Consider the following 19316-nt stretch of genomic DNA (forward strand, 5'->3'; position numbering starts at 1 on the left):
GATCTAAATTATACTTTTGCAATTTTAGAATTTACTTTTTTTATAAATTCTAAAATTTATTTCAAAAAATCTTATAAACTACAATTTCACAAATAACAGAATCTACATTTGAATATAAACTTATTGATAAGCTTTTTCACCATGTAATATATCAAGCCCTTCTTCTTCTATACTTTCATTTACTCTTAAATCTGTAAAAAATGAAATGACTTTAAAAATTACAAAACTAACAATTGCTGATAAGAAAATACAAATAACAATAGAGAAAATCTGTTCTAATAGCAAATGCCAACTTCCACTTATAAATAAACCTTCACCTAATGTGCCTTCACCTGTTGCAGCCATATTTACCTTAGCATTTGCAAATAATCCTACAGCCAATCCTCCCCAGATTCCACCAATACCATGCAGTGAAAACGCATCCAATGTGTCATCAAATTTAAGTTTGTATTTGATAAAACTAAGCCCTGCAAAACATACAATAGCACCTATTGCACCGATAATCATAGCATGCAAAACGCTTACATAAGCACAAGTTGGTGTGATACTAACAAGTCCTGCTACAAGTCCGCTCAAGCTTCCTAAAATCGATGGTTTTTTATGTTTTATCCATTCTGCCATAACCCATACCAAATATCCACTTGATGCTGATAATATAGTATTTACAAAAGCTGTCACCGCTATATCATCAACCTGCCCTGCACTACCTGTATTAAATCCAAGCCATCCAATTAAAAGCAAAGTTGCACCCAAAAATGTATAAGGTATAGAGTGTGCAATTGTTTCATGTGTTTTTTCAACTTTTCTTGCTCCAACCATCAAAACACCCACAAGCCCAGCTACACCAGAACTTATATGAACTACTCCGCCACCTGCAAAATCTAGCCCTCCACGAACTAACAAAAAGCCATCTTTATGCCAAATCATATGCGCTAAAATATCATATACAAAAGTGCTCCAAAATATAAGAAATACTACTAGAACACCAAGTTTTATACGACCTACAAGTGAGCCTGTAATGATAGCAGAGGCAATGAGGGCAAACATCATTTGGAAAAGCACAAATAAGATATTTGGCACACCTGCATCATTGTAACCACTAATACCATTTAGTGCAAAATTTGATAAATCACCTACGATACCATTAGTGCTATTGTTTGAAAATGAAAGAGAAAAACCAATAATTACCCACTGAATACTAATAACACCAAATACAATAAAACAATTCATGATTGTATTTAGAGTATTTTTGCTACGAACCATACCTGAATAAAACATCGCCAAAGCAGGTGTCATAAGCAAAACAAGCAAAGTGCAAAGCATAATAAACATAGTATTTATAGAATCCATTATGTATCCTTTTGTAAAAAATAGCGGAATCTTATTTGGTTTTAGCTTAATATAATATTTAAAATAGTAATAGATGTGAATTTTAAAAAAAGAGAGTAATAATCTTAAAAGATACCTAAATACGTATTAATGGTGTCAAGAGGGAGACTTGAACTCCCGACCTCCGGCTTATGAGACCAGCGCTCTAACCAGCTGAGCTACCTTGACTTAAAAAATAATAAAGGCGTAATTCTACTTTAAGAAGCATTAAAAGTCAATTAGATTCTAATACCTTTAGCACACTATCTGCTACAAATTCTACATCTTGTATAGTCATTTTTTGATGACAAGGAATGCTTATTTCACTTTTATAAAAATTCTCTACACCTTCTATTGTATGATGAGATTTTTTATAAAGATTATATTGATAAATAGGCTTATAATGAACTTGCACGCCAATACCTAAATCAAGCATTGCCTGAAATATCTCTTCTTTAGCACACCAAAGATTCTGATTTAATAAAATAGGATATAAATGATAAGTAGATTTAATATAGTCTTTTATCTTTAATGTGGAGAAATAAGGATTATTAGAGAATCTTTTTTCATAAAATGTAGCTATTTTTTTTCTTTTTTCAATAAAACTATCTACTTTTTTTAACTGCGAAATCCCCAAAGCACAAGCTACATCACTTAATCTAAAGTTATATCCAATAAAATCCAACTCACTATTCCAAAGTCTCATCTTTTTTATGCCATGCGAGCGAAGTAATCTTGCTTTATCATAAAAATCTTTATTATTTGTAGCAATAGCACCACCTTCAATAGTAGTAATTGATTTTAATGCATGGAAGCTAAAGATTGTCATATCTGCAAAGTTTCCAATCTTTACATTCTTATATTCACCACCAAATGAGTGAGAGCTGTCTGAAATAAAATATAAATTATTTTGCTTACAAACTTGTAAAATCTCATCTACTTCTACACTATTTCCAGCAAAATCAACACTTACAAGGGCTTTTATATTATCATTGTTATTTAATATTTTTTTTATAGATTCTACGCTTATATTGCCACAACTATCACAATCACAAAATATAGGTGTGATATCATTTTCAAGCATCATATTTGCAGTAGCACAAAATGTAAGCGGAGTGGTAATTGCACTAAATCCACTAAGTAGCAGAATCTTATAAGATATATTTAGTGCTGATGTAGCAGAATTAAAAACTACTACATACTTTACACCTAAATATTTTGCAAGCTCTATTTCAAATAGTTCTACAATCTCACCTTGCGTGATACAATCACCCTTTAGTGCTGATATTACAGCAGATATATCATCATCATCTATATATTGAGTACTATAAGGTATCATAATAATAATGTATCTATTTTTGAAGCAAGTGAAGCTACATTGTGGGACTTAGCAAATAGAAGCGGATTGGATAGTAAAAAATCTTTATCTAAATTATTGTCTTCTATTTTTATAGAATCTTGCATAGATTCTTCTTTTAGCTTTTTTATAGAATCTTCAATAAATTTACTCTCTATTTTTAAAGATTTTTTAAAAATTGCTATATCTCTATTATCATCTGGAATGGTATCTAAGATTCTATTTGCATCAAAGATTGTATTACCATGAGAATCTTTTATAATTTGACTTTGTGTAAAGATTTGTCTATTAAAAAGTTTTGCATCAAATAGCTTTGTTTTTATCTCTGTTATAGAATCAATATCTAATATATCTTTTATAGTTTTATATGCTATTTGCAAGATTCCAATCTTATTATTTAAATCCCTAGTTGTTATTGTTGAATAACCATTATTAATATTTCTATTATTAAAATTTATCTTTTTCTTTGGAGTGCTACTTGCAGTATCTGTTATCTTTCTTGAATCTATTGTCGCTAGATTTGTAGTATTTTTAGAATCTACTCTCATAAAATGCCTTAGTAAATAAGATTTACTAATTTACAGCATTTTTTGTTCCAAATATTTAGTATGGATTCTTGATTTTTGAAAATCCTCATTATCCATCATATTTATATGAAATGGAATTGTAGTTTTGATACCTTCAACTTTAAATTCTTTTAACGCTCTTTTCATTCTAGCAATAGCTTGTGGTCTATCTCTAGCCCAAACAATAAGCTTACCAATCATAGAATCATAAAATATAGGCACACTATATCCAGCATATACATGAGTATCTAATCTCACATTACCACCACCAGGTGGTATCCAAGTAGTAATTTTTCCTGGACATGGATAGAATTTTTCTGGATCTTCTGCTGTGATTCTGCATTCTATTGCATGCCCACTAAAATTAATAGAATCTTGGCTTGGAAGTTCTTCTCCTTCTGATATTCTTATCATAAGTTCTATCAAATCAAGGCTACTTACCATCTCGCTAACGGTATGTTCTACTTGAAGTCTTGTATTCATTTCCATAAAATAAAAATCTGTTTTATTTTCATCAAGTAAAAACTCAAAAGTGCCTGCACCTTCGTATTTGATATATTTTGCAGCTTTAGTGGCAGTATGTAATAAATTTTCTCTTACTTTTTTATTTAATACTACTGCCGGAGATTCTTCTATTAGCTTTTGCTGTCTTCTTTGTAATGAGCAATCTCTCTCTCCAATATGCAATACATTTCCATGTTTATCAGCAACAACTTGAACTTCAATGTGCTTTGGATTTTTAATAAATTTTTCTATATAAATAGAACCATCACCAAATGCACTAACTGCTTCAGATTCAGCTGCAAGAAATAAATTTTTAAAACTTTCTTTATTTTCTACTATTCTCATACCTCTACCGCCACCACCTGCAGCTGCTTTTATAATGACAGGATATCCTATATTATCTGCTATATCTTGAGCTTCTTTAAGATCCCTAACTACACCCTTGCTACCTTCAATAACTGGAATCCCCGCTTCCCTCATAACATCTTTTGCTTTACTTTTATCACTCATCAAAGCCATTACATCATGGCTTGGTCCAATAAAAACAATGCCATGATTCTCACAAATTTCAACAAAATTTTGATTTTCACTCAAAAATCCATATCCTGGAAAAATAGCATCTACTTTAAAAAGATCTACAACAGTAACAATAGCTGGAATATTTAAATAGCTATCACTTGATTTTGGACCACCTATGCAAATCTTAATATCAGCAACATCTAGATAATGCACATCTTTATCAGCAGTAGAATAAATCACAACTGCTTCTTTGCCCATATCTTGTATAGTTCTAATCGCTCTTAATGCGATCTCTCCACGATTTGCAATTAAGATTCTCTTAATTTCTTTCTTTTGTATTTTTTTATTCATTTATATCTTCTCGATTACAAATAATTCACTACTAAATTCTACACTTTGAGCATCAGATGGGATAATATCAATTATCTTGCAATCAAATTCTGCTTCAATCTCATTCATTATTTTCATAGCTTCAATAATTGCTATTGTTTGACCTTTTTTTACTTTATCACCAACATTTACATATGGAGCAGAATCTGGCGATGGAGCACGATAAAAAGTGCCAACCATTGGAGAAGTTATCACTTCTGTATTTACACTTGTTTTATTTGGCACTTGAGTAGCTTGCGGTATAGATAAAGTATCTGCAGATTCTACTTGAGTATTTGATACAGGAACTTGTGAAACAGGATTTACATTTTGTAATTTTGGGAGTTTTGCACCACTTTTTTCAAGCGATATTTCAAAATTTTCATTTATTATCTTTAATTTTACAGAACTAGAATTATCAAACATTTCAAGTAATTTTCTTATTTCTTGCATATTCATTTTCAAGCCTTTATATAAACTTTATTTTATTTAACAAAGATAGAAATCAATTAATCAATTTTGTATAATAGCATAAAATTAATGAAAGGCTTATTTTAGATGGGTTTAAAATCTGATAACTGGATAAGGAAAATGTCTCTAGAATGTGAGATGATTACACCATTTGCTGAAAATCAACTAAGAAAAGGAGTAATTAGTTATGGTGTAAGCAGCTATGGATATGATATTAGAGTAGCTAATGAATATCAAATATTTACAAATATCAACTCAACAATTGTAGATCCAAAAGATTTCAATGCAAATAATGTAGTGCATTATACAGGCGATATTTGTATAGTCCCGCCAAATTCATTTGCTCTTGCTAGAACAATAGAATATTTTAAGATTCCAAGAAATGTATTAGCAATATGTCTTGGGAAAAGCACATATGCAAGATGTGGAATAATAGTAAATGTAACACCATTTGAACCAGAATTTGAAGGCAATATAACTATTGAAATATCAAATACAACTCCACTCCCTGCAAAAATATATTCAAATGAAGGAATTGCACAAGTATTATTTCTAGAAGGCGATGAAGCATGTAATACTAGCTATAAAGATAGAAATGGTAAATATCAAAAACAAACAGGTATAACATTGCCAAAAGTATTATAAGGATTATTTTAGATTCTAGAATCTATAGTTAGATTCTAGATGAAGATTATTTTACAAATTCAATTATAGCCATAGGAGCAGCATCACCTCTTCTAAGTGCAGTCCTATGAATAGAAGTATAGCCACCATTTCTTTGTGTATATCTAGGTGCAATCTCTAAAATGAGTTTTTTTGTAGCTATTTTATCTTGCAACTTAGCAAATACTTGTCTATGTGCATTACTATCACCAGCTTTTGCTTGAGTTATCAGCTTTTCAATAAAAGATTGTAATTCTTTAGATTTAAATAATCCTGTCTCAATCTTTTCATATTTTATTAATGCAATAGAAAGATTTTTTAATAATGCTTTCCTATGAGATGATGTTCTTCCAAGCTTTCTATAATCATTACCATGTCTCATACAATATCCTTATTTTGTTTATCAAATTTTTTTAAAAGAAGATCTCTAATATTATTTGGCAATTTAGCACCAACTTGATAACCTATTTCTTTGAGTTTATTAGTGATTTCATCATAAGATCTCTTACCTAGATTCTTAATATTTTTTAGCTCACTTTCTTCCATCAAAACTAATTCACCAATATATTTTAGTCCTATCTTATCAAAGCAATTTGAGCATCTAGCACTAAGATTTAGACTATCTATTTTTTGGAATAGTATTTTAGCTTCACTTGGTTCTTCTTCAACACCCTTAATAGAAGAATCCATTACATTTAATTCTTGACTAAATATACTCATTTGTTTATACATAACAGAAATAGCATATTTAAATGCCTCAATAGCAGTAATTCTACCATCGGTTTCTATATCAAATACAACTTTTTCAAATGTAGGATCATCTTTAACAAGAACATTTTCTATATCATATGTAATCTTTTTTACTGGAGTGAAATACGCATCAACCGGTATAAAAGAATCTAATATCATACCTCTTATATATTCACTAGCTACATAACCTATGCCTTTATTTATAATAAGAGAAAAATTGATTTTAATATCATCATTTATGGTAGCGATATATACTTCTGGATTGATTACATCAACTTTATCAGTTTTCAAGTCACCACCAAGAATAACCTTTTCTCCAGTAAAAGAGTAGCTAACAACAAGACTTGTTTCATCTGGATCTTTTAGTTTAAATTGTAGTTTTCTTAAGTTTATGATAAATAAAGATACATCCTCTGTCATGCCTCTTATAGAATCAAATTCATGAGCAACGCCATCAATTTTTATCCCAACTACAGAATAACCTACAGAACTAGACATTAAAAGTCTTCTAATTGGGTGAGCCAAAGTTATTGCATATCCAGTTTCAAAAGGATATGCAGATATTTTTGCTCTATTTGGAGTAATTTGTTCTACATCTATATTTGTAGGAATAAAAGGAATTATTTTAATAGTTTTCATTCAAGTACCGCCTAACTATTATTTAGAATATAACTCAACAATAAGTCTTTCTTCAACAGGAATAACGACTTCATCTCTATTTGGCAATCTTGTAAAAATACCACAAAATTTACTCTCATCAACATCTACCCAAGGAACTATACCTGTTTGTCTTGTCAGTTCTAGTGATCTAATAATTTGTTTATTATTGATACTCTTTTCTCTAACACTAACCTTTTGACCAGCTTTAAGGACAAATGAAGGTATATTGATTTTTTTACCATCAACTAAAATATGCCCATGTGTTACTAATTGTCTAGCAAATCTTCTTGTTGATGCAAAACCCATTCTATATACTACATTATCTAATCTTTGCTCTAGTAATTTGATAAGATTCTCACCAGTGTTTCCTTCGATTCTATGAGCTTCATTAAATATTGTTCTAAATTGTCTTTCTGAGATTCCATACATAAATTTAGCTTTTTGTTTTTCTCTTAGTTGTAATCCGTATTCAGAGATTTTACCAACACTTTGTCCATGCTGACCAGGTCCATATTTTCGTGAATTCAAAGCACATTTTCCAGCTAATCTTCTTTCGCCTTTCATATCAAGACTTACACCAAATCGTCTCTCAATCTTTTCTACAGGTCCAATATATCTTGCCATTTTACTTCTCCTTACACTCTTCTTCTTTTAGGTGGTCTGCAACCATTATGTGGCAATGGTGTAACATCCTTCAACCATAAAACTTTAATGCCTTCAATAGAACCAACGCTTTTTATAGCAGTCTCTCTACCACTCCCAGGTCCTTGCACTTTTATACCAACCTCTTTAATACCACACTCTTTTGCTTTCATTAACGCAGCTTCTACAGATTGTTGAGCAGCATAAGGTGTTGATTTCTTAGAACCTTTAAATCCAAGTGCACCCGCAGTACTCCAGCATAAAACATTACCCATTTCATCAGTAATAGTTACAGAAGTATTATTAAAGGTAGCAGATATATGAACAATACCTCTAGCTATATTCTTTTTTACAGATTTTTTTCTTGTATTCGTTTTTGTATTAGTCTTAGCCATAATTACTCCTACTTGCTGCCTATTGTTTTCTTTTTACCTTTTCTAGTTCTGGCATTATTTTTTGTTGTTTGCCCACGAACTGGAAGACCTTTTCTATGTCTAATACCTCTATAACTACCAACTTCCATTAATGCTTTAATATCCATAGTAACTTTTTTACGCAAATCACCCTCAACAATGTAGCTTTCTTGAATCTTTTTTGCAATTGAAGAAACTTCATCTTCGCTGAGATCATTAACTCGCTTATCAAAAGAAATATTTACAGCATTAAGGATATCTCTTGATGTTTTTAATCCTATACCATATATATATGTAAGAGCATATTCTACTCTCTTCTTTTTTGGCAAATCTACACCAGCAATTCTAGCCATAATTTTATCCTTGTCTTTGTTTATGTTTTGGAGTTACACATATTACACGAATAACACCTTTTCTTTTTATTATCTTACATTTGTCACACATTTTTTTTACAGATGGTCGAACTTTCATTATTTCTCCTTAAAAATTTTTAATTTAGCTATTTTGTGAAATTTAGGTGAAAATCTAAGATTTGATAAAAGCTTAGATTCTATATTCTTTTACTTTAAAAATTACTTATAGAGACTATCTAATTTCTTTTGAATCTCTATCAAATCTTGGTCTTTTTGAATATCCTCTGTTTTATATCTAAGAGTAATCCTACCTTTATCTATGCTATATGGAGTTAATTCTAACTTTACTATATCACCAGTTAGAATCCTAATATAGTGCATTCTTAATTTTCCTGCTATATGACATAATACAATATGTTCATTTTCAAGACCAACTCTAAATGTAGCATTAGGTAAAACCTCTATTACCTTGCCATATATCTCAATCACATCATCTTTTATTTTTTTCTTTTTATTTTCCTTATCATATTTATCTTTTGCCAAAAATTACTCCTCTGATAAAATAACTGCTTTATTATCAACTATCGCAATAGTATGTTCATAATGACTACCATTCAATCCATCTTCTGATACAACCGACCATTTATTTTCTAGAATCTTATAATTTCCACTTTTATTGCAAATCATTGGTTCTACACAAAACACCATACCATTTTTTATTTTTGGTCCTTGCATCACACTTGTATCTATATAATTTGGTATTTCTGGTTCTTCGTGAGGTTTTCTACCTATACCATGTCCGCAGAATCCACGAAGTGGAACATATCCTTTTGATAATATAAAATCTTGAATCAAAGCACTAAGTTGTTTAAATCGCATACCAACTTTAATATTATCTATGGCATAAAGAAGAGAATCTTTTGAACATTTGATTAGATTTTCATCATCATTAGAAATTTTACCAATACCAAAAGTTACTGCAGCATCGCCATACCAGCCATTATACTCTACACCAATATCAACACCCAAAATATCACCATCTTTTAGTTTATAAGAATCTGGAATACCATGGATTATTATATTATTTACTGATAAGCATATAGATTTTGGAAAACCATACAAGCCTTTAAACGATGGCTTTGCATTATGTCGCAGGATAAAGTCATCTGCAATAGCATCAAGTTCTTCTAAAGTAACTCCTGCTTTTGCATGTTTATACACTTCATTTAAAGCTTTAGCTACAATCTTATTAGAATGTCTTAAAGATTCTATCTCTTTAAGATTCTTTATTGCAATAGACATTACAAACCTGTTGCACTTAATGTTTGATATTTATTCATATAAATCTGTGCTTCAATTCTTCTCATCGTATCAATAGCAACTTGAACAACAATCAAAACTGCTGTCCCACCAAATACAAATGGAACTCCCATAATCTTTAATAAAACCCAAGGAATAGTAGATATAACAGCTAAATACAATGCTCCCCAAAAAGTAAGATTACTTGCAGTTGTATTTAAAAAATTTGCAGTTCCTTCACCTGGTCTAAGTCCAGGTATAAATCCACCTTGTCTTTTTAGATTATCAGATATATCTTTAGAATTAAATACAATAGAAGAATAGAAAAATGCAAAAAACATAACTAAAAAAAACATAATAATATTATATGCATTTCCATTTGGGCTTAAAAAATCAGCAATTGCTAACATCGTGCTATTTGATGAAGCTTGCAAAATAGTAGATGGAAATATCAATACAGCAGATGCAAAAATAGGTGGTATAACACCACTTAGATTTAACTTAATTGGTATATAGTTCATTATTCTTTTGTTTTGATTTTGCATAATAATTTTTCTAGCATAGCTCACTGGGATTCTGCGCTCTGCAAGCTCTATATATATAATAGCAAAGATTGTTGCAAGTATAACTATAATAATTGCAATCAATTCTAAAATATTTATTTCGCCAGTATTGACAAGTTCAAATGTGCCACCTATAGCAGATGGGATTCCAGCAACAATTCCAGCAAAGATTATAAGACTAATCCCATTACCTACACCTTTTTGCGTGATCTGCTCTCCTATCCACATAAGCATCATTGTGCCAGCCAACATAGAAAATACAGAAATAATAATAAATGTATTCATATCAATTAAAATTGCACTACCATCTTCTAATGCTTTTAATCCTATAGATACACTAACAGCTTGAACAATAGTAATTGCTATGGTTGCGTATCTAATAATTTGCATATATTTTTGCATACCATCACGTTCTTTTTTCATTTTAGCAAGATTTGGAAATGTAGCAGCCAGAAGCTCCATCACAATTGATGCGGTAATATAAGGCATAATTCCAAGTGAAATAATACTAAGTCTTTCAACTGCTTGCCCACTAAACATATTAAACAAACCTAGAGCATTACCAGAATTAGAATCAAAGAATCTTTTAATAACTTCTACATCAACTCCAGGAATTGGCACATAAGCCAAAATTCGATATGCAAATAAAAATGCTAAAGTGATTAGAATCTTATTGACTATAGTTTTATTCATTATTATTTTCCACTAACAACAATACTATCATCTTTTACTTTTGAGGCGATATCTTTTACTTTTTTTCCTATCAGTTTTATTTTATCTGTTTGAGATGGATATTTATGCACACTTCTTATGCTTAATTTTGTGATTTCATCAAGAGTGCAAATCTTTGTAATTCTATCTACATTTATTACATAAGGTTTTATAACTCTACTTTTAAAACCAACTTTTGGAAGTCTCCTTTGTAATGGTTGTTGCCCACCTTCAAAACCTATTTTTTGACTATAACCAGTTCTAGCAGTCTGTCCTTTTCCACCTCTTGTAGAAGTTTTGCCCATACCGCTACCTTGACCACGACCAACTCTTTTAATAGATTTAACACTATTTTTAGCTGGTTTAATGTTCTCTAATGCCATTTCATGTCCTTCTTAATTCTTAATACTTATGCTTTGATTCTACTTAAAGCATCAATTGTAGCACGCACTACATTGTAAGGATTGCTTGAACCAAGTGATTTTGTTAGTATATCTTTAATTCCTGCAAGCTCTATTACAGGTCTAGCACTACCACCTGCTATTACTCCAGTTCCTTCACTTGCTGGTCTAAGTAAGATTCTACTTGCATTATATTTATGTTCTATATCATGAGCAATTGTTGTACCTTTAATATTTACTTGAACAATATTTTTAAAAGCATCATCAATAGCTTTTTTGATTGCATCTGGAACTTCTTTTGCTTTACCAAGCCCAAATCCAACAAGACCATTTTTATTTCCAACTACAACAAGAGCATTAAAGCGGAATCTTCTACCACCTTTGACAACTTTAGTTACTCTACCAATATTTACTACTACTTCTTTAAATTCTTCTCTATTGATTTCCATTATACTCTAGTCCTTTTATAAAGATATACCATTTGCTCTAAGAGAATCTGCAAAACTAGCAACTACACCATGATATAAATATCCATTTCTGTCAAAAACAACTTGTGATATATTTGCTTCTTTGAGGCTTTTTGCAAAATGCTCTGCTATTACTTTTACATTTTCAATATTATTTGATAAACCTAATTTTTTACCATCTACACTAGCTAGTGTAACACCTTTAGTATCATCAATTGCCTGTGCATAAAAATATTTATTAGATTTAAAAATACTTACTCTAGGTTTTGTAGAATTTCCAAAGATTCTACCTCTAACTCTAGCTTTTCTTTTTAATTGAAGCTTCTTTTTTAATTTTAAAGTATTACTTAACATTTAACTAACCTCTATTTACTTTTTAGCAGTTTTACCAGCTTTACGCATTATAACTTCATCAACATATTTGACACCCTTACCTTTATACGGCTCAGGTGCTCTAAATGATCTTATTTCAGATGCAACTTGCCCAATTTGCTGTTTATCTGCACCTTTTAAAGTCAATATATTTTTTTCTAAAGTTATTTCAATGCCATCTGGAATCTTATAATCAATAGGATGCGAATAGCCTAAAGACAGCTCTAAAACATTACCTTTTATCGCTGCTTTATAACCAACACCATTGATTTCTAATTGTTTTGTAAATCCACTTGTCAAACCAACCACAATATTATTTGCTAAAGCTCTATAAGTTCCCCAAAATGCTTTTGCTTTAAGTCCCTGTGATTCTTTTAGACCAAATGATAATGTTTCATTTGTAAGATTGATTTCAACTCTATCATGAGTTTCTAATTCTTTTTGTATTTTAGCATTATTAAAAATTAGTTTTGTTCCATCTAAAGATATCTTTAAACCTTTAGGAATAGTTATTGCCTGCTTACCAATTCTTGACATAATAATCTCCTACCATATACTGCATAAAGCTTCGCCGCCTACATTATTTTTATAAGCTTCATCATTTGAAATTACACCCTTAGAAGTGCTTACTACAATAGTTCCATAGCCATTTTTAAATCTCTTTAATTCTGTTCTACTTTTATAAACTCTTCTTCCAGGCTTGCTAATCCTCTTAACCTCATTTATTAAAGATCTTCCATTGTCATCATAGCAAAGCATTACAGTTATACTTTGTTTATTGTCTTTAGAGTTGATTCTAAAATCTTTAATAAATCCTTTAGTTTTAAAAACCTCTAAGATTGCTACAACAATCTTTGCATAATAAAGATTTGTATATTCTAGTTTTCTCATAGAAGCATTTCTGATTCTAGTAATAGAATCTGCAATTATATCATTTACCATTGATTATCTCCCTACCAGCTAGACTTTCTAATACCAGGTAATAAGCCTTCATTACCCATTTTCCTTAAACAAACTCTGCATAAATTAAAATATCTATAAACAGAATGAGGACGACCGCAAACCTGACATCTAGAATAAGATCTTGAACTAAATTTTGCTTTTCTTGCATTTTTTGCAATCATTGATTTTTTTGCCATTTATTTTCCTTTCCCAAAAGGCATACCAAGAAATTCTAATAATTTAAAAGCTTCTTTATCATTATTTGTAGAAGTTACTATAGTGATATTCATACCATGAGTAACCATGATATCATCATAAACAACTTCAGGAAATACAAGCTGTTCTTTAAGACCAAAGTTATAATTACCATTTCCATCAAATCCATTTTTTGGAATCCCTCTAAAGTCTTTTACTCTAGGCAATGAGATAACAATTAATTTCTCTAAAAAGTTATACATTCTTTTACCTCTAAGAGTAACTTTAACACCCATTAAAGCACCTTCTCTCATTTTAAATCCAGCAACAGATTTTTTTGCTTTTGTAATCACAGCTTTTTGTCCAGCTATTAAAGAAATAGTATCTGCAATATTTTGCATTATTTTTGTTTCTTTTGAATATTCTCCAGCTCCAACGCTTATTACAATCTTTTCAAGTTTTGGAATAAGCATAGGATTTTTAATATCAAATTCTTTTGATAGCTTATCTCTAACTTCATTTAAATATAATTCCTTCAACTGATACATCTTAAACCTTCCTATGACTTTTTAACATTTGATATATGTATTGGTTTTTCTTTAGAGATAAAACCACCTTTAGGATTATTATCACTTGGCTTAATAGCCTTTTTTACAATATTGCAACCTTCTACAATAACTTTAGATTCTTTAGGTAAGACTTTTAAGACTTTACCAGTTTTTCCTTTATCATCACCAGCAATAATCAATACCATATCATCTCTTTTAATCTTAGCCATTATAATACCTCCGGAGCAAGTGAAACAATTTTCATAAAGTTAGCATATCTAACCTCTCTGCCAACTGGTCCAAAGATTCTAGTGCCAATAGGTTCTTTTTTTGCATCTAAAATAACAGCTGCATTATCATCGAATCTCACTAATGAGCCATTTTCTCTATGTATTTCTTTTTTTGTTCTAACTATCACAGCTTTTACAACATCACCTTTTTTGACTTTTCCATTAGGAATAGCTTTTTTTACAGATGCAACAACAACATCACCAACGCTAGCATATCTTCTATGACTACCGCCTAGAATCTTGATACACATTAATTCCTTTGCACCACTATTATCAGCAACATTCATTCTAGTAAAACTCTGTATCATTACTCAACTCCTGCAGTTATTGTCTTATTTAATTTAAAAGACTTGCTCTTAGATATAGGTTTGCACTCTATTGCCTCAACAACATCACCTATATTACAAGAATTATTTTCATCGTGAATTATGTATTTTTTAAATCTTTTTACAATTTTTCTATATTTTGGATGAACAACTTTTCTCTCAACCAACACACTAAAGCTTTTATCACCACTTTTTTTAACAACTTTGCCCTGAATAACTCTCTTAAATTTTTGCTCTTTATTCATTATTAACCTCTTTTTGCTGATATAGCAGTATTAATTCTTGCTATTTCTTTTCTAACGCTAGAAATCTCACAATAATTAGTAAGTTGCATTGTTTTAAGTTGTAATTTTAATTCAAATAGTTTTAGCTTTTTTTCTTTCAACATAGTTTGCAATTCTTGTATATCTTTATCTTTAATATCACTAAATTTTATCATATCAATAGATTTCATTTTCACTCTCACTAGTTATAATTTTTGTCTTAAATGGAAGCTTACTTTGTGCTAATGCCAAAGCTTCTCTAGCTAAAGATTCTTCCACACCAACCATTTCATATATAACTCTACCTGGCTTAATATTCATAACCCATTTATCAACAGCACCTTTACCTTTACCCATTCTTGTTTCTAATGGTTTAGCAGTAATTGGTTTATCTGGAAAAACACGAATCCATACTTTACCAGATCTTTTAATATGTCTTGTCATAGCAATTCTTGCTGCTTCAATTTGTCTTGAATCTATTCTTCCAGCTTCAGTTGCCTTGATTGCAATATCACCAAAAGCTATTTTATTTCCACGAGTAGCTTTGCCTCTATTGCGACCTTTCATTTGCTTTCTATATTTAGTTTTCTTTGGCATTAACATAATTTATTGCCTCCCTCGTTTTTTGCTAGCTTTAGGTTCTGTTTTAACATCAGCTTCTTTCTTATCAAGCTGGATTCCTTTATGAAGGACCTCTCCTTTAAATATCCAAACTTTTACACCAATAATTCCAAAAGTAGTTTTTGCTTCAGCAAAACCATAATCAATCTTTGCTCTTAATGTATGAAGAGGCACTCTACCTTCCATATACCATTCAGTTCTAGCCATTTCAGCACCAGCAAGTCTTCCTGATACTTTTACTTTAATACCTTTTGCACCAGATTTCATAGCTGTTTGCATAACCTTTTTCATAGCACGTCTAAAAGCAACTCTTCTTTCTAATTGCATAGCTACATTTTCAGCGGCTAATTGAGCATTAGCTTGTGGTCTTTTTACTTCTTTAATATTTACAGCTATGTCTTTTTTAACTAATTTTTTAAGATTCTCTTTAATCTTTTCAATATCTGCACCTTTTTTACCGATAATAACACCAGGGCGAGCTGCTACAACAGTGATTTTAATTTTCTTTGTTGTTCTTTCTATAATAGTCTCACTAATACCAGCATAATATAATTCATTTTTAACAAAATTACGAATTTTATAATCTTCACCTATATTAGATGCAGTTATTTTTTGAGAAGGAAACCATCTAGAAATCCAATTTCTATTAATACCTAATCTAAGACCTATTGGACTAACTTTTTGACCCATATTAATTCACCCCACCTTTTTTAACTTTATCTTCTTTTGTTTCAATAACTTCAACCATTACATGTGAAGTAGGTTTTCTTATTGGAGCACCTCTTCCTCTAGCTTTTGGTGTCATTCTTCTAAGAACTGGACCTGCATCAACTCTACAAGACTTAATCACTACACTTTGAGCATCATAATTTCCATTGGCAACAGCAGATGCTACAACCTTATATATAACTTTTGCAGCTTTATTTGGTGTAAATTCTAAAGTGGCAAGTGCCAATTCAGCATTCATTCCTTGTATCTCTCTTGCAATCAATCTAGCTTTTGTAGGTGATAATCTAATATATTTTAATATTGCCTTACTCATATCTTACCTCTTATTTACCAATCTTTTTTTGAACAGAGCCTTTATGCCCTTTAAATGTTCTTGTAAGAGCAAATTCACCTAATTTATATCCAATATGAGATTCTGTTATATACACAGGAATAAAAACTCTTCCATTATGAACATTAAAAGTAAGGCCTATCATTTCTGGAATGATAGTGCTTCTTCTTGACCATGTTTTAATCGGTTTATTATCTTTAGTTTCTTTTGCTTTTAAAACTTTTTTAACCAAATAGTCATCAGTAAAAGGACCTTTTTTAATTGATCTTCCCATTAATAATCCTTATTTTTTCTTTCTTGAAATAATTAATCTATCACTAGACTTTTTACGTCTTGTCTTGTAACCTTTAGCAGGTGTTCCCCAAGGTGATACAGGATGTCCGCTAGAACCAGTTTTACCTTCACCACCACCATGTGGGTGATCGATAGGATTCATCGCAGAACCTCTTGTCTGTGGTCTAATACCCATATGTCTAGCTCTACCTGCTTTACCGATAGAAATATTCATATAGTCTTCATTACCTATACTTCCTATAGTCGCTCTACATTCTTCTAAGATATATCTCATTTCACCACTTGGCATTTTAATAATTGAATATTTGCCTTCTCTACCCATTAATTGAGCACTTGCACCAGCACTTCTTACTAATTGTCCGCCAGCACCAGGGTGAAGTTCTATATTGTGAATAATAGTTCCAATTGGAATAGCTCGTAATTTCATAGAATATCCAACTTTTACATCTATACCTTCATCAGCAGATAGAATCTTATCTCCAACATTAAGACCATTTGGTTGCAATATATATCTTTTCTCACCATCTACATAAGCAATAAGAGCTATACGACAATTTCTAAATGGATCATATTCAATAGCCTTTACAATACCTTCTATATTTAATTTATTACGTTTAAAATCAATAATTCTATAAAGTTTTTTTGCTCCACCTTCTTTATGTCTAGAAGTAATTCTGCCATTATTATTTCTACCTGAAGTCACTTTTAATTTTGTTAGCAATGATCTTACACTAGCTTTAGCAGTAATATCACTGGAACTAAGATTAGACATAAATCGCCTGCTTGGCGTATATGGTTTATAAGTTTTAATAGCCATTTACAAATCCTTATGATTTTAGAGATTCTATCTTAGCACCTTCAGGCACTTTTACATAGAATTTCTTAAAGTTATTTCTATTACCTTCTATACCTCTAAATCTTTTTGTTTTTCCTTGTTGATTGAGAGAATTAATTCTAAGTGGAGTAAATCCAAAATATTGAATACAGATATTTTTTAGTTGATTTTTGCTAACTCTTTGTGAAGTTTGCATAACTATAATCCCACTTTCTTGTTGGCTTAGGGACTTTTCTGTATACATTATTGTTTTGATATCTGTTATATCTGCCATTATTATCCCCTTATATTATTTACTAAATTGTCAAATACAGCTTTTTCACACACAACAGCTCTAAATGCAGCTATCAAATAAGCATTTACTTCATTTTCTTCGACAACATAACAATCTTTTAGATTCCTAAATGCAAGAAAAGTATTATCATTAATATTTTTTACAACAAACAATACACTTTTTTCATTTAGCTTTTTAAATATAGAAGATGCATCTTTTGTTTTACCACTAGCAATATCGATAGAATCTACAATGTAAAGTTTATCTAAAGATGCTTTTTGATTAAGTGCATATTCTAATGCTAATCTTTTTTGTTTTTTGTTTATCTTAATATCATAATTTCGATTATTTTGAGGACCATGAGCAACACCACCACCAACAAATACAGGTGATGTAATGCTTCCTGCTCTTGCTCTTCCGCCGCCTTTTTGACTCCAAGGTTTTTTACCACCACCGCTTACTTCGCCTCTAGTTTTTGCTTTTGCAGAATTATTTCTTAATGATGCAAGATATGATTTTACATATAAATATAAATTATGCTCTTTAACTTCTGCATATTTTTCTGGAAGAGATATATCTGTTTTTTTCTCAAATTGTTCATTTAATACAATAGCTTTACTCATTTTACAACCTTTATTCGTCCATAGATTCCATTGTATCCCGGAACTGAACCTTTTAATACTAACACTGAATTAGCTTTATCAAATGATAATATTTCATTTTGCGTAGTAACTAGCTCATCACCATAATGTCCAGACATTTTTTTACCTTTTTGAACTCTTCCTGGCCACTCTCTATTACCTATTGATCCTGGAGCTCTGTGGAATCTAGAACCATGTGCTGCTGGACCACCTTGAAAATTCCATCTTTTCATAACACCAGAAAAGCCTCTACCCTTTGTTTTTAATGATACCTTAACCCTTTTTGCGTTTTCTAATATACTTAAATCTAAATTTCCAACTTCTGTATTAGTAACTTTTATTGTTGCAAAATTATTAAATTCTCTTGTTATATTGTATTTTTTTTGCTGACCTAAAATTGGTTTATTGACAAACTTCCCTTGTTTATAAGCGACTATCGCTTTACCGCTACCTAATAATTCACATACTTTTGTATCAATGATTTTAAGTAGAGTTACGGCAATACTACTTGTGCCTATTGTCCTACTCATGCCTATTTTTTCTACTAAAAATTCTGCTTGCAAAAATTCCATTTGACTA

33 protein-coding genes, 1 tRNA gene and 1 pseudogene are annotated in these 19316 nt (G+C 30.6%); 1 reads left to right on the forward strand and 34 read right to left on the reverse strand.

Annotated features, from left to right (window positions below; translation table 11 throughout):
- Positions 1 to 120: 120 nt before the first annotated feature.
- From CQA42_RS04750 to accB, 6 genes are all read right to left on the reverse strand, one after another.
- Positions 121 to 1350, reverse strand: coding sequence for an ammonium transporter (locus CQA42_RS04750; protein ID WP_115583557.1), 1230 nt, complete (start codon positions 1348 to 1350; stop codon positions 121 to 123).
- Positions 1351 to 1480: 130 nt separating this feature from the next.
- Positions 1481 to 1557 (reverse strand) — tRNA-Met (locus tag CQA42_RS04755).
- A gap of 46 nt (positions 1558 to 1603) precedes the next feature.
- On the reverse strand, positions 1604 to 2707 hold the full coding sequence (gene pseC, locus CQA42_RS04760; RefSeq protein ID WP_115583558.1) for a UDP-4-amino-4,6-dideoxy-N-acetyl-beta-L-altrosamine transaminase: 1104 nt from the start codon (positions 2705 to 2707) through the stop codon (positions 1604 to 1606).
- Positions 2704 to 3273: a hypothetical protein gene (locus tag CQA42_RS04765; RefSeq protein ID WP_115583559.1), complete on the reverse strand. Its 570-nt coding sequence runs from the start codon at positions 3271 to 3273 to the stop codon at positions 2704 to 2706. The genes pseC and CQA42_RS04765 overlap by 4 nt, the downstream gene beginning before the upstream one ends.
- A gap of 30 nt (positions 3274 to 3303) precedes the next feature.
- The gene (locus CQA42_RS04770) at positions 3304 to 4665 is read right to left on the reverse strand and encodes an acetyl-CoA carboxylase biotin carboxylase subunit (protein WP_115583560.1); all 1362 of its coding nucleotides are present in this window, start codon (positions 4663 to 4665) and stop codon (positions 3304 to 3306) included.
- The gene (accB, locus tag CQA42_RS04775; protein WP_115583561.1) at positions 4666 to 5142 is read right to left on the reverse strand and encodes an acetyl-CoA carboxylase biotin carboxyl carrier protein; all 477 of its coding nucleotides are present in this window, start codon (positions 5140 to 5142) and stop codon (positions 4666 to 4668) included.
- A gap of 99 nt (positions 5143 to 5241) precedes the next feature.
- Between accB and dcd the strand changes: the two genes are divergently transcribed.
- On the forward strand, positions 5242 to 5799 hold the full coding sequence (dcd, locus tag CQA42_RS04780) for a dCTP deaminase (RefSeq protein ID WP_115583562.1): 558 nt from the start codon (positions 5242 to 5244) through the stop codon (positions 5797 to 5799).
- A gap of 46 nt (positions 5800 to 5845) precedes the next feature.
- On the opposite strand, the gene rplQ is transcribed toward dcd, so the two are convergent.
- From rplQ to rplC, 28 genes and pseudogenes are all read right to left on the reverse strand, one after another.
- Positions 5846 to 6199, reverse strand: coding sequence for a 50S ribosomal protein L17 (rplQ, locus tag CQA42_RS04785; RefSeq protein WP_115583563.1), 354 nt, complete (start codon positions 6197 to 6199; stop codon positions 5846 to 5848).
- The gene (locus tag CQA42_RS04790) at positions 6196 to 7206 is read right to left on the reverse strand and encodes a DNA-directed RNA polymerase subunit alpha (protein WP_115583564.1); all 1011 of its coding nucleotides are present in this window, start codon (positions 7204 to 7206) and stop codon (positions 6196 to 6198) included. The genes rplQ and CQA42_RS04790 overlap by 4 nt, the downstream gene beginning before the upstream one ends.
- Before the next feature lie 18 nt (positions 7207 to 7224).
- Positions 7225 to 7851: a 30S ribosomal protein S4 gene (gene rpsD, locus CQA42_RS04795; RefSeq protein ID WP_115583565.1), complete on the reverse strand. Its 627-nt coding sequence runs from the start codon at positions 7849 to 7851 to the stop codon at positions 7225 to 7227.
- 11 nt (positions 7852 to 7862) lie between these two features.
- Positions 7863 to 8264 (reverse strand): 30S ribosomal protein S11, encoded by a 402-nt coding sequence (gene rpsK / locus CQA42_RS04800; RefSeq protein WP_115583566.1) that lies wholly within the window; start codon positions 8262 to 8264, stop codon positions 7863 to 7865.
- An 8-nt stretch (positions 8265 to 8272) separates the two neighbouring features.
- The gene (gene rpsM / locus CQA42_RS04805; protein WP_115583567.1) at positions 8273 to 8635 is read right to left on the reverse strand and encodes a 30S ribosomal protein S13; all 363 of its coding nucleotides are present in this window, start codon (positions 8633 to 8635) and stop codon (positions 8273 to 8275) included.
- A gap of 4 nt (positions 8636 to 8639) precedes the next feature.
- Positions 8640 to 8753, reverse strand: coding sequence for a 50S ribosomal protein L36 (gene rpmJ, locus CQA42_RS04810; protein WP_112060632.1), 114 nt, complete (start codon positions 8751 to 8753; stop codon positions 8640 to 8642).
- Between the two features lie 170 nt (positions 8754 to 8923).
- Positions 8924 to 9136, reverse strand: a pseudogene (gene infA / locus CQA42_RS04815) (translation initiation factor IF-1); the annotation flags it as partial.
- Between the two features lie 45 nt (positions 9137 to 9181).
- On the reverse strand, positions 9182 to 9937 hold the full coding sequence (map, locus tag CQA42_RS04820; RefSeq protein WP_115583568.1) for a type I methionyl aminopeptidase: 756 nt from the start codon (positions 9935 to 9937) through the stop codon (positions 9182 to 9184).
- Entirely contained in the window at positions 9937 to 11190 is a 1254-nt protein-coding gene (secY, locus tag CQA42_RS04825) for a preprotein translocase subunit SecY (protein ID WP_115583569.1), read from the reverse strand. Before secY ends, map begins: the two co-directional genes overlap by 1 nt.
- A gap of 2 nt (positions 11191 to 11192) precedes the next feature.
- The gene (rplO, locus tag CQA42_RS04830; RefSeq protein WP_115583570.1) at positions 11193 to 11591 is read right to left on the reverse strand and encodes a 50S ribosomal protein L15; all 399 of its coding nucleotides are present in this window, start codon (positions 11589 to 11591) and stop codon (positions 11193 to 11195) included.
- 26 nt (positions 11592 to 11617) lie between these two features.
- The gene (gene rpsE / locus CQA42_RS04835; protein ID WP_115583571.1) at positions 11618 to 12058 is read right to left on the reverse strand and encodes a 30S ribosomal protein S5; all 441 of its coding nucleotides are present in this window, start codon (positions 12056 to 12058) and stop codon (positions 11618 to 11620) included.
- A 15-nt stretch (positions 12059 to 12073) separates the two neighbouring features.
- A complete protein-coding gene (rplR, locus tag CQA42_RS04840; protein WP_115583572.1) occupies positions 12074 to 12430 on the reverse strand; it encodes a 50S ribosomal protein L18 in 357 nt (118 codons plus the stop codon).
- Between the two features lie 15 nt (positions 12431 to 12445).
- Entirely contained in the window at positions 12446 to 12985 is a 540-nt protein-coding gene (gene rplF, locus CQA42_RS04845; protein WP_115583573.1) for a 50S ribosomal protein L6, read from the reverse strand.
- Between the two features lie 9 nt (positions 12986 to 12994).
- Positions 12995 to 13390 (reverse strand): 30S ribosomal protein S8, encoded by a 396-nt coding sequence (rpsH, locus tag CQA42_RS04850; protein ID WP_115583574.1) that lies wholly within the window; start codon positions 13388 to 13390, stop codon positions 12995 to 12997.
- 11 nt (positions 13391 to 13401) lie between these two features.
- A complete protein-coding gene (locus CQA42_RS04855; RefSeq protein ID WP_115583575.1) occupies positions 13402 to 13587 on the reverse strand; it encodes a type Z 30S ribosomal protein S14 in 186 nt (61 codons plus the stop codon).
- A complete protein-coding gene (gene rplE, locus CQA42_RS04860; protein ID WP_115583576.1) occupies positions 13588 to 14133 on the reverse strand; it encodes a 50S ribosomal protein L5 in 546 nt (181 codons plus the stop codon).
- A gap of 11 nt (positions 14134 to 14144) precedes the next feature.
- Entirely contained in the window at positions 14145 to 14369 is a 225-nt protein-coding gene (gene rplX, locus CQA42_RS04865; RefSeq protein ID WP_181881514.1) for a 50S ribosomal protein L24, read from the reverse strand.
- Positions 14363 to 14731 (reverse strand): 50S ribosomal protein L14, encoded by a 369-nt coding sequence (gene rplN / locus CQA42_RS04870; RefSeq protein ID WP_115583578.1) that lies wholly within the window; start codon positions 14729 to 14731, stop codon positions 14363 to 14365. The genes rplX and rplN overlap by 7 nt, the downstream gene beginning before the upstream one ends.
- Positions 14731 to 14994: a 30S ribosomal protein S17 gene (gene rpsQ, locus CQA42_RS04875; protein ID WP_115583579.1), complete on the reverse strand. Its 264-nt coding sequence runs from the start codon at positions 14992 to 14994 to the stop codon at positions 14731 to 14733. Before rpsQ ends, rplN begins: the two co-directional genes overlap by 1 nt.
- Before the next feature lie 2 nt (positions 14995 to 14996).
- On the reverse strand, positions 14997 to 15185 hold the full coding sequence (gene rpmC, locus CQA42_RS04880; protein WP_115583905.1) for a 50S ribosomal protein L29: 189 nt from the start codon (positions 15183 to 15185) through the stop codon (positions 14997 to 14999).
- Between the two features lie 4 nt (positions 15186 to 15189).
- Positions 15190 to 15615 carry a 50S ribosomal protein L16 gene (gene rplP / locus CQA42_RS04885; protein ID WP_115583580.1) on the reverse strand — a complete coding sequence of 142 codons (426 nt, stop codon included), beginning with the start codon at positions 15613 to 15615 and terminating at the stop codon, positions 15190 to 15192.
- Positions 15616 to 15618: 3 nt separating this feature from the next.
- Complete coding sequence (rpsC, locus tag CQA42_RS04890; protein ID WP_115583581.1) at positions 15619 to 16323, reverse strand: 30S ribosomal protein S3; 705 nt, start codon at positions 16321 to 16323, stop codon at positions 15619 to 15621.
- 1 nt (position 16324) lies between these two features.
- Positions 16325 to 16675: a 50S ribosomal protein L22 gene (gene rplV, locus CQA42_RS04895; protein ID WP_115583582.1), complete on the reverse strand. Its 351-nt coding sequence runs from the start codon at positions 16673 to 16675 to the stop codon at positions 16325 to 16327.
- Between the two features lie 10 nt (positions 16676 to 16685).
- A complete protein-coding gene (gene rpsS / locus CQA42_RS04900; RefSeq protein WP_115583583.1) occupies positions 16686 to 16967 on the reverse strand; it encodes a 30S ribosomal protein S19 in 282 nt (93 codons plus the stop codon).
- 9 nt (positions 16968 to 16976) lie between these two features.
- Positions 16977 to 17804 carry a 50S ribosomal protein L2 gene (rplB, locus tag CQA42_RS04905; protein WP_115583584.1) on the reverse strand — a complete coding sequence of 276 codons (828 nt, stop codon included), beginning with the start codon at positions 17802 to 17804 and terminating at the stop codon, positions 16977 to 16979.
- A gap of 10 nt (positions 17805 to 17814) precedes the next feature.
- Positions 17815 to 18096 (reverse strand): 50S ribosomal protein L23, encoded by a 282-nt coding sequence (locus tag CQA42_RS04910; protein ID WP_115583585.1) that lies wholly within the window; start codon positions 18094 to 18096, stop codon positions 17815 to 17817.
- A 2-nt stretch (positions 18097 to 18098) separates the two neighbouring features.
- Positions 18099 to 18719, reverse strand: coding sequence for a 50S ribosomal protein L4 (gene rplD / locus CQA42_RS04915; protein ID WP_115583586.1), 621 nt, complete (start codon positions 18717 to 18719; stop codon positions 18099 to 18101).
- A complete protein-coding gene (gene rplC / locus CQA42_RS04920) occupies positions 18716 to 19309 on the reverse strand; it encodes a 50S ribosomal protein L3 (RefSeq protein WP_115583587.1) in 594 nt (197 codons plus the stop codon). Before rplC ends, rplD begins: the two co-directional genes overlap by 4 nt.
- Positions 19310 to 19316 lie beyond the last annotated feature (7 nt).

Source organism: Helicobacter sp. MIT 99-5507, assembly GCF_003364295.1.
Lineage (GTDB): Bacteria > Campylobacterota > Campylobacteria > Campylobacterales > Helicobacteraceae > NHYM01.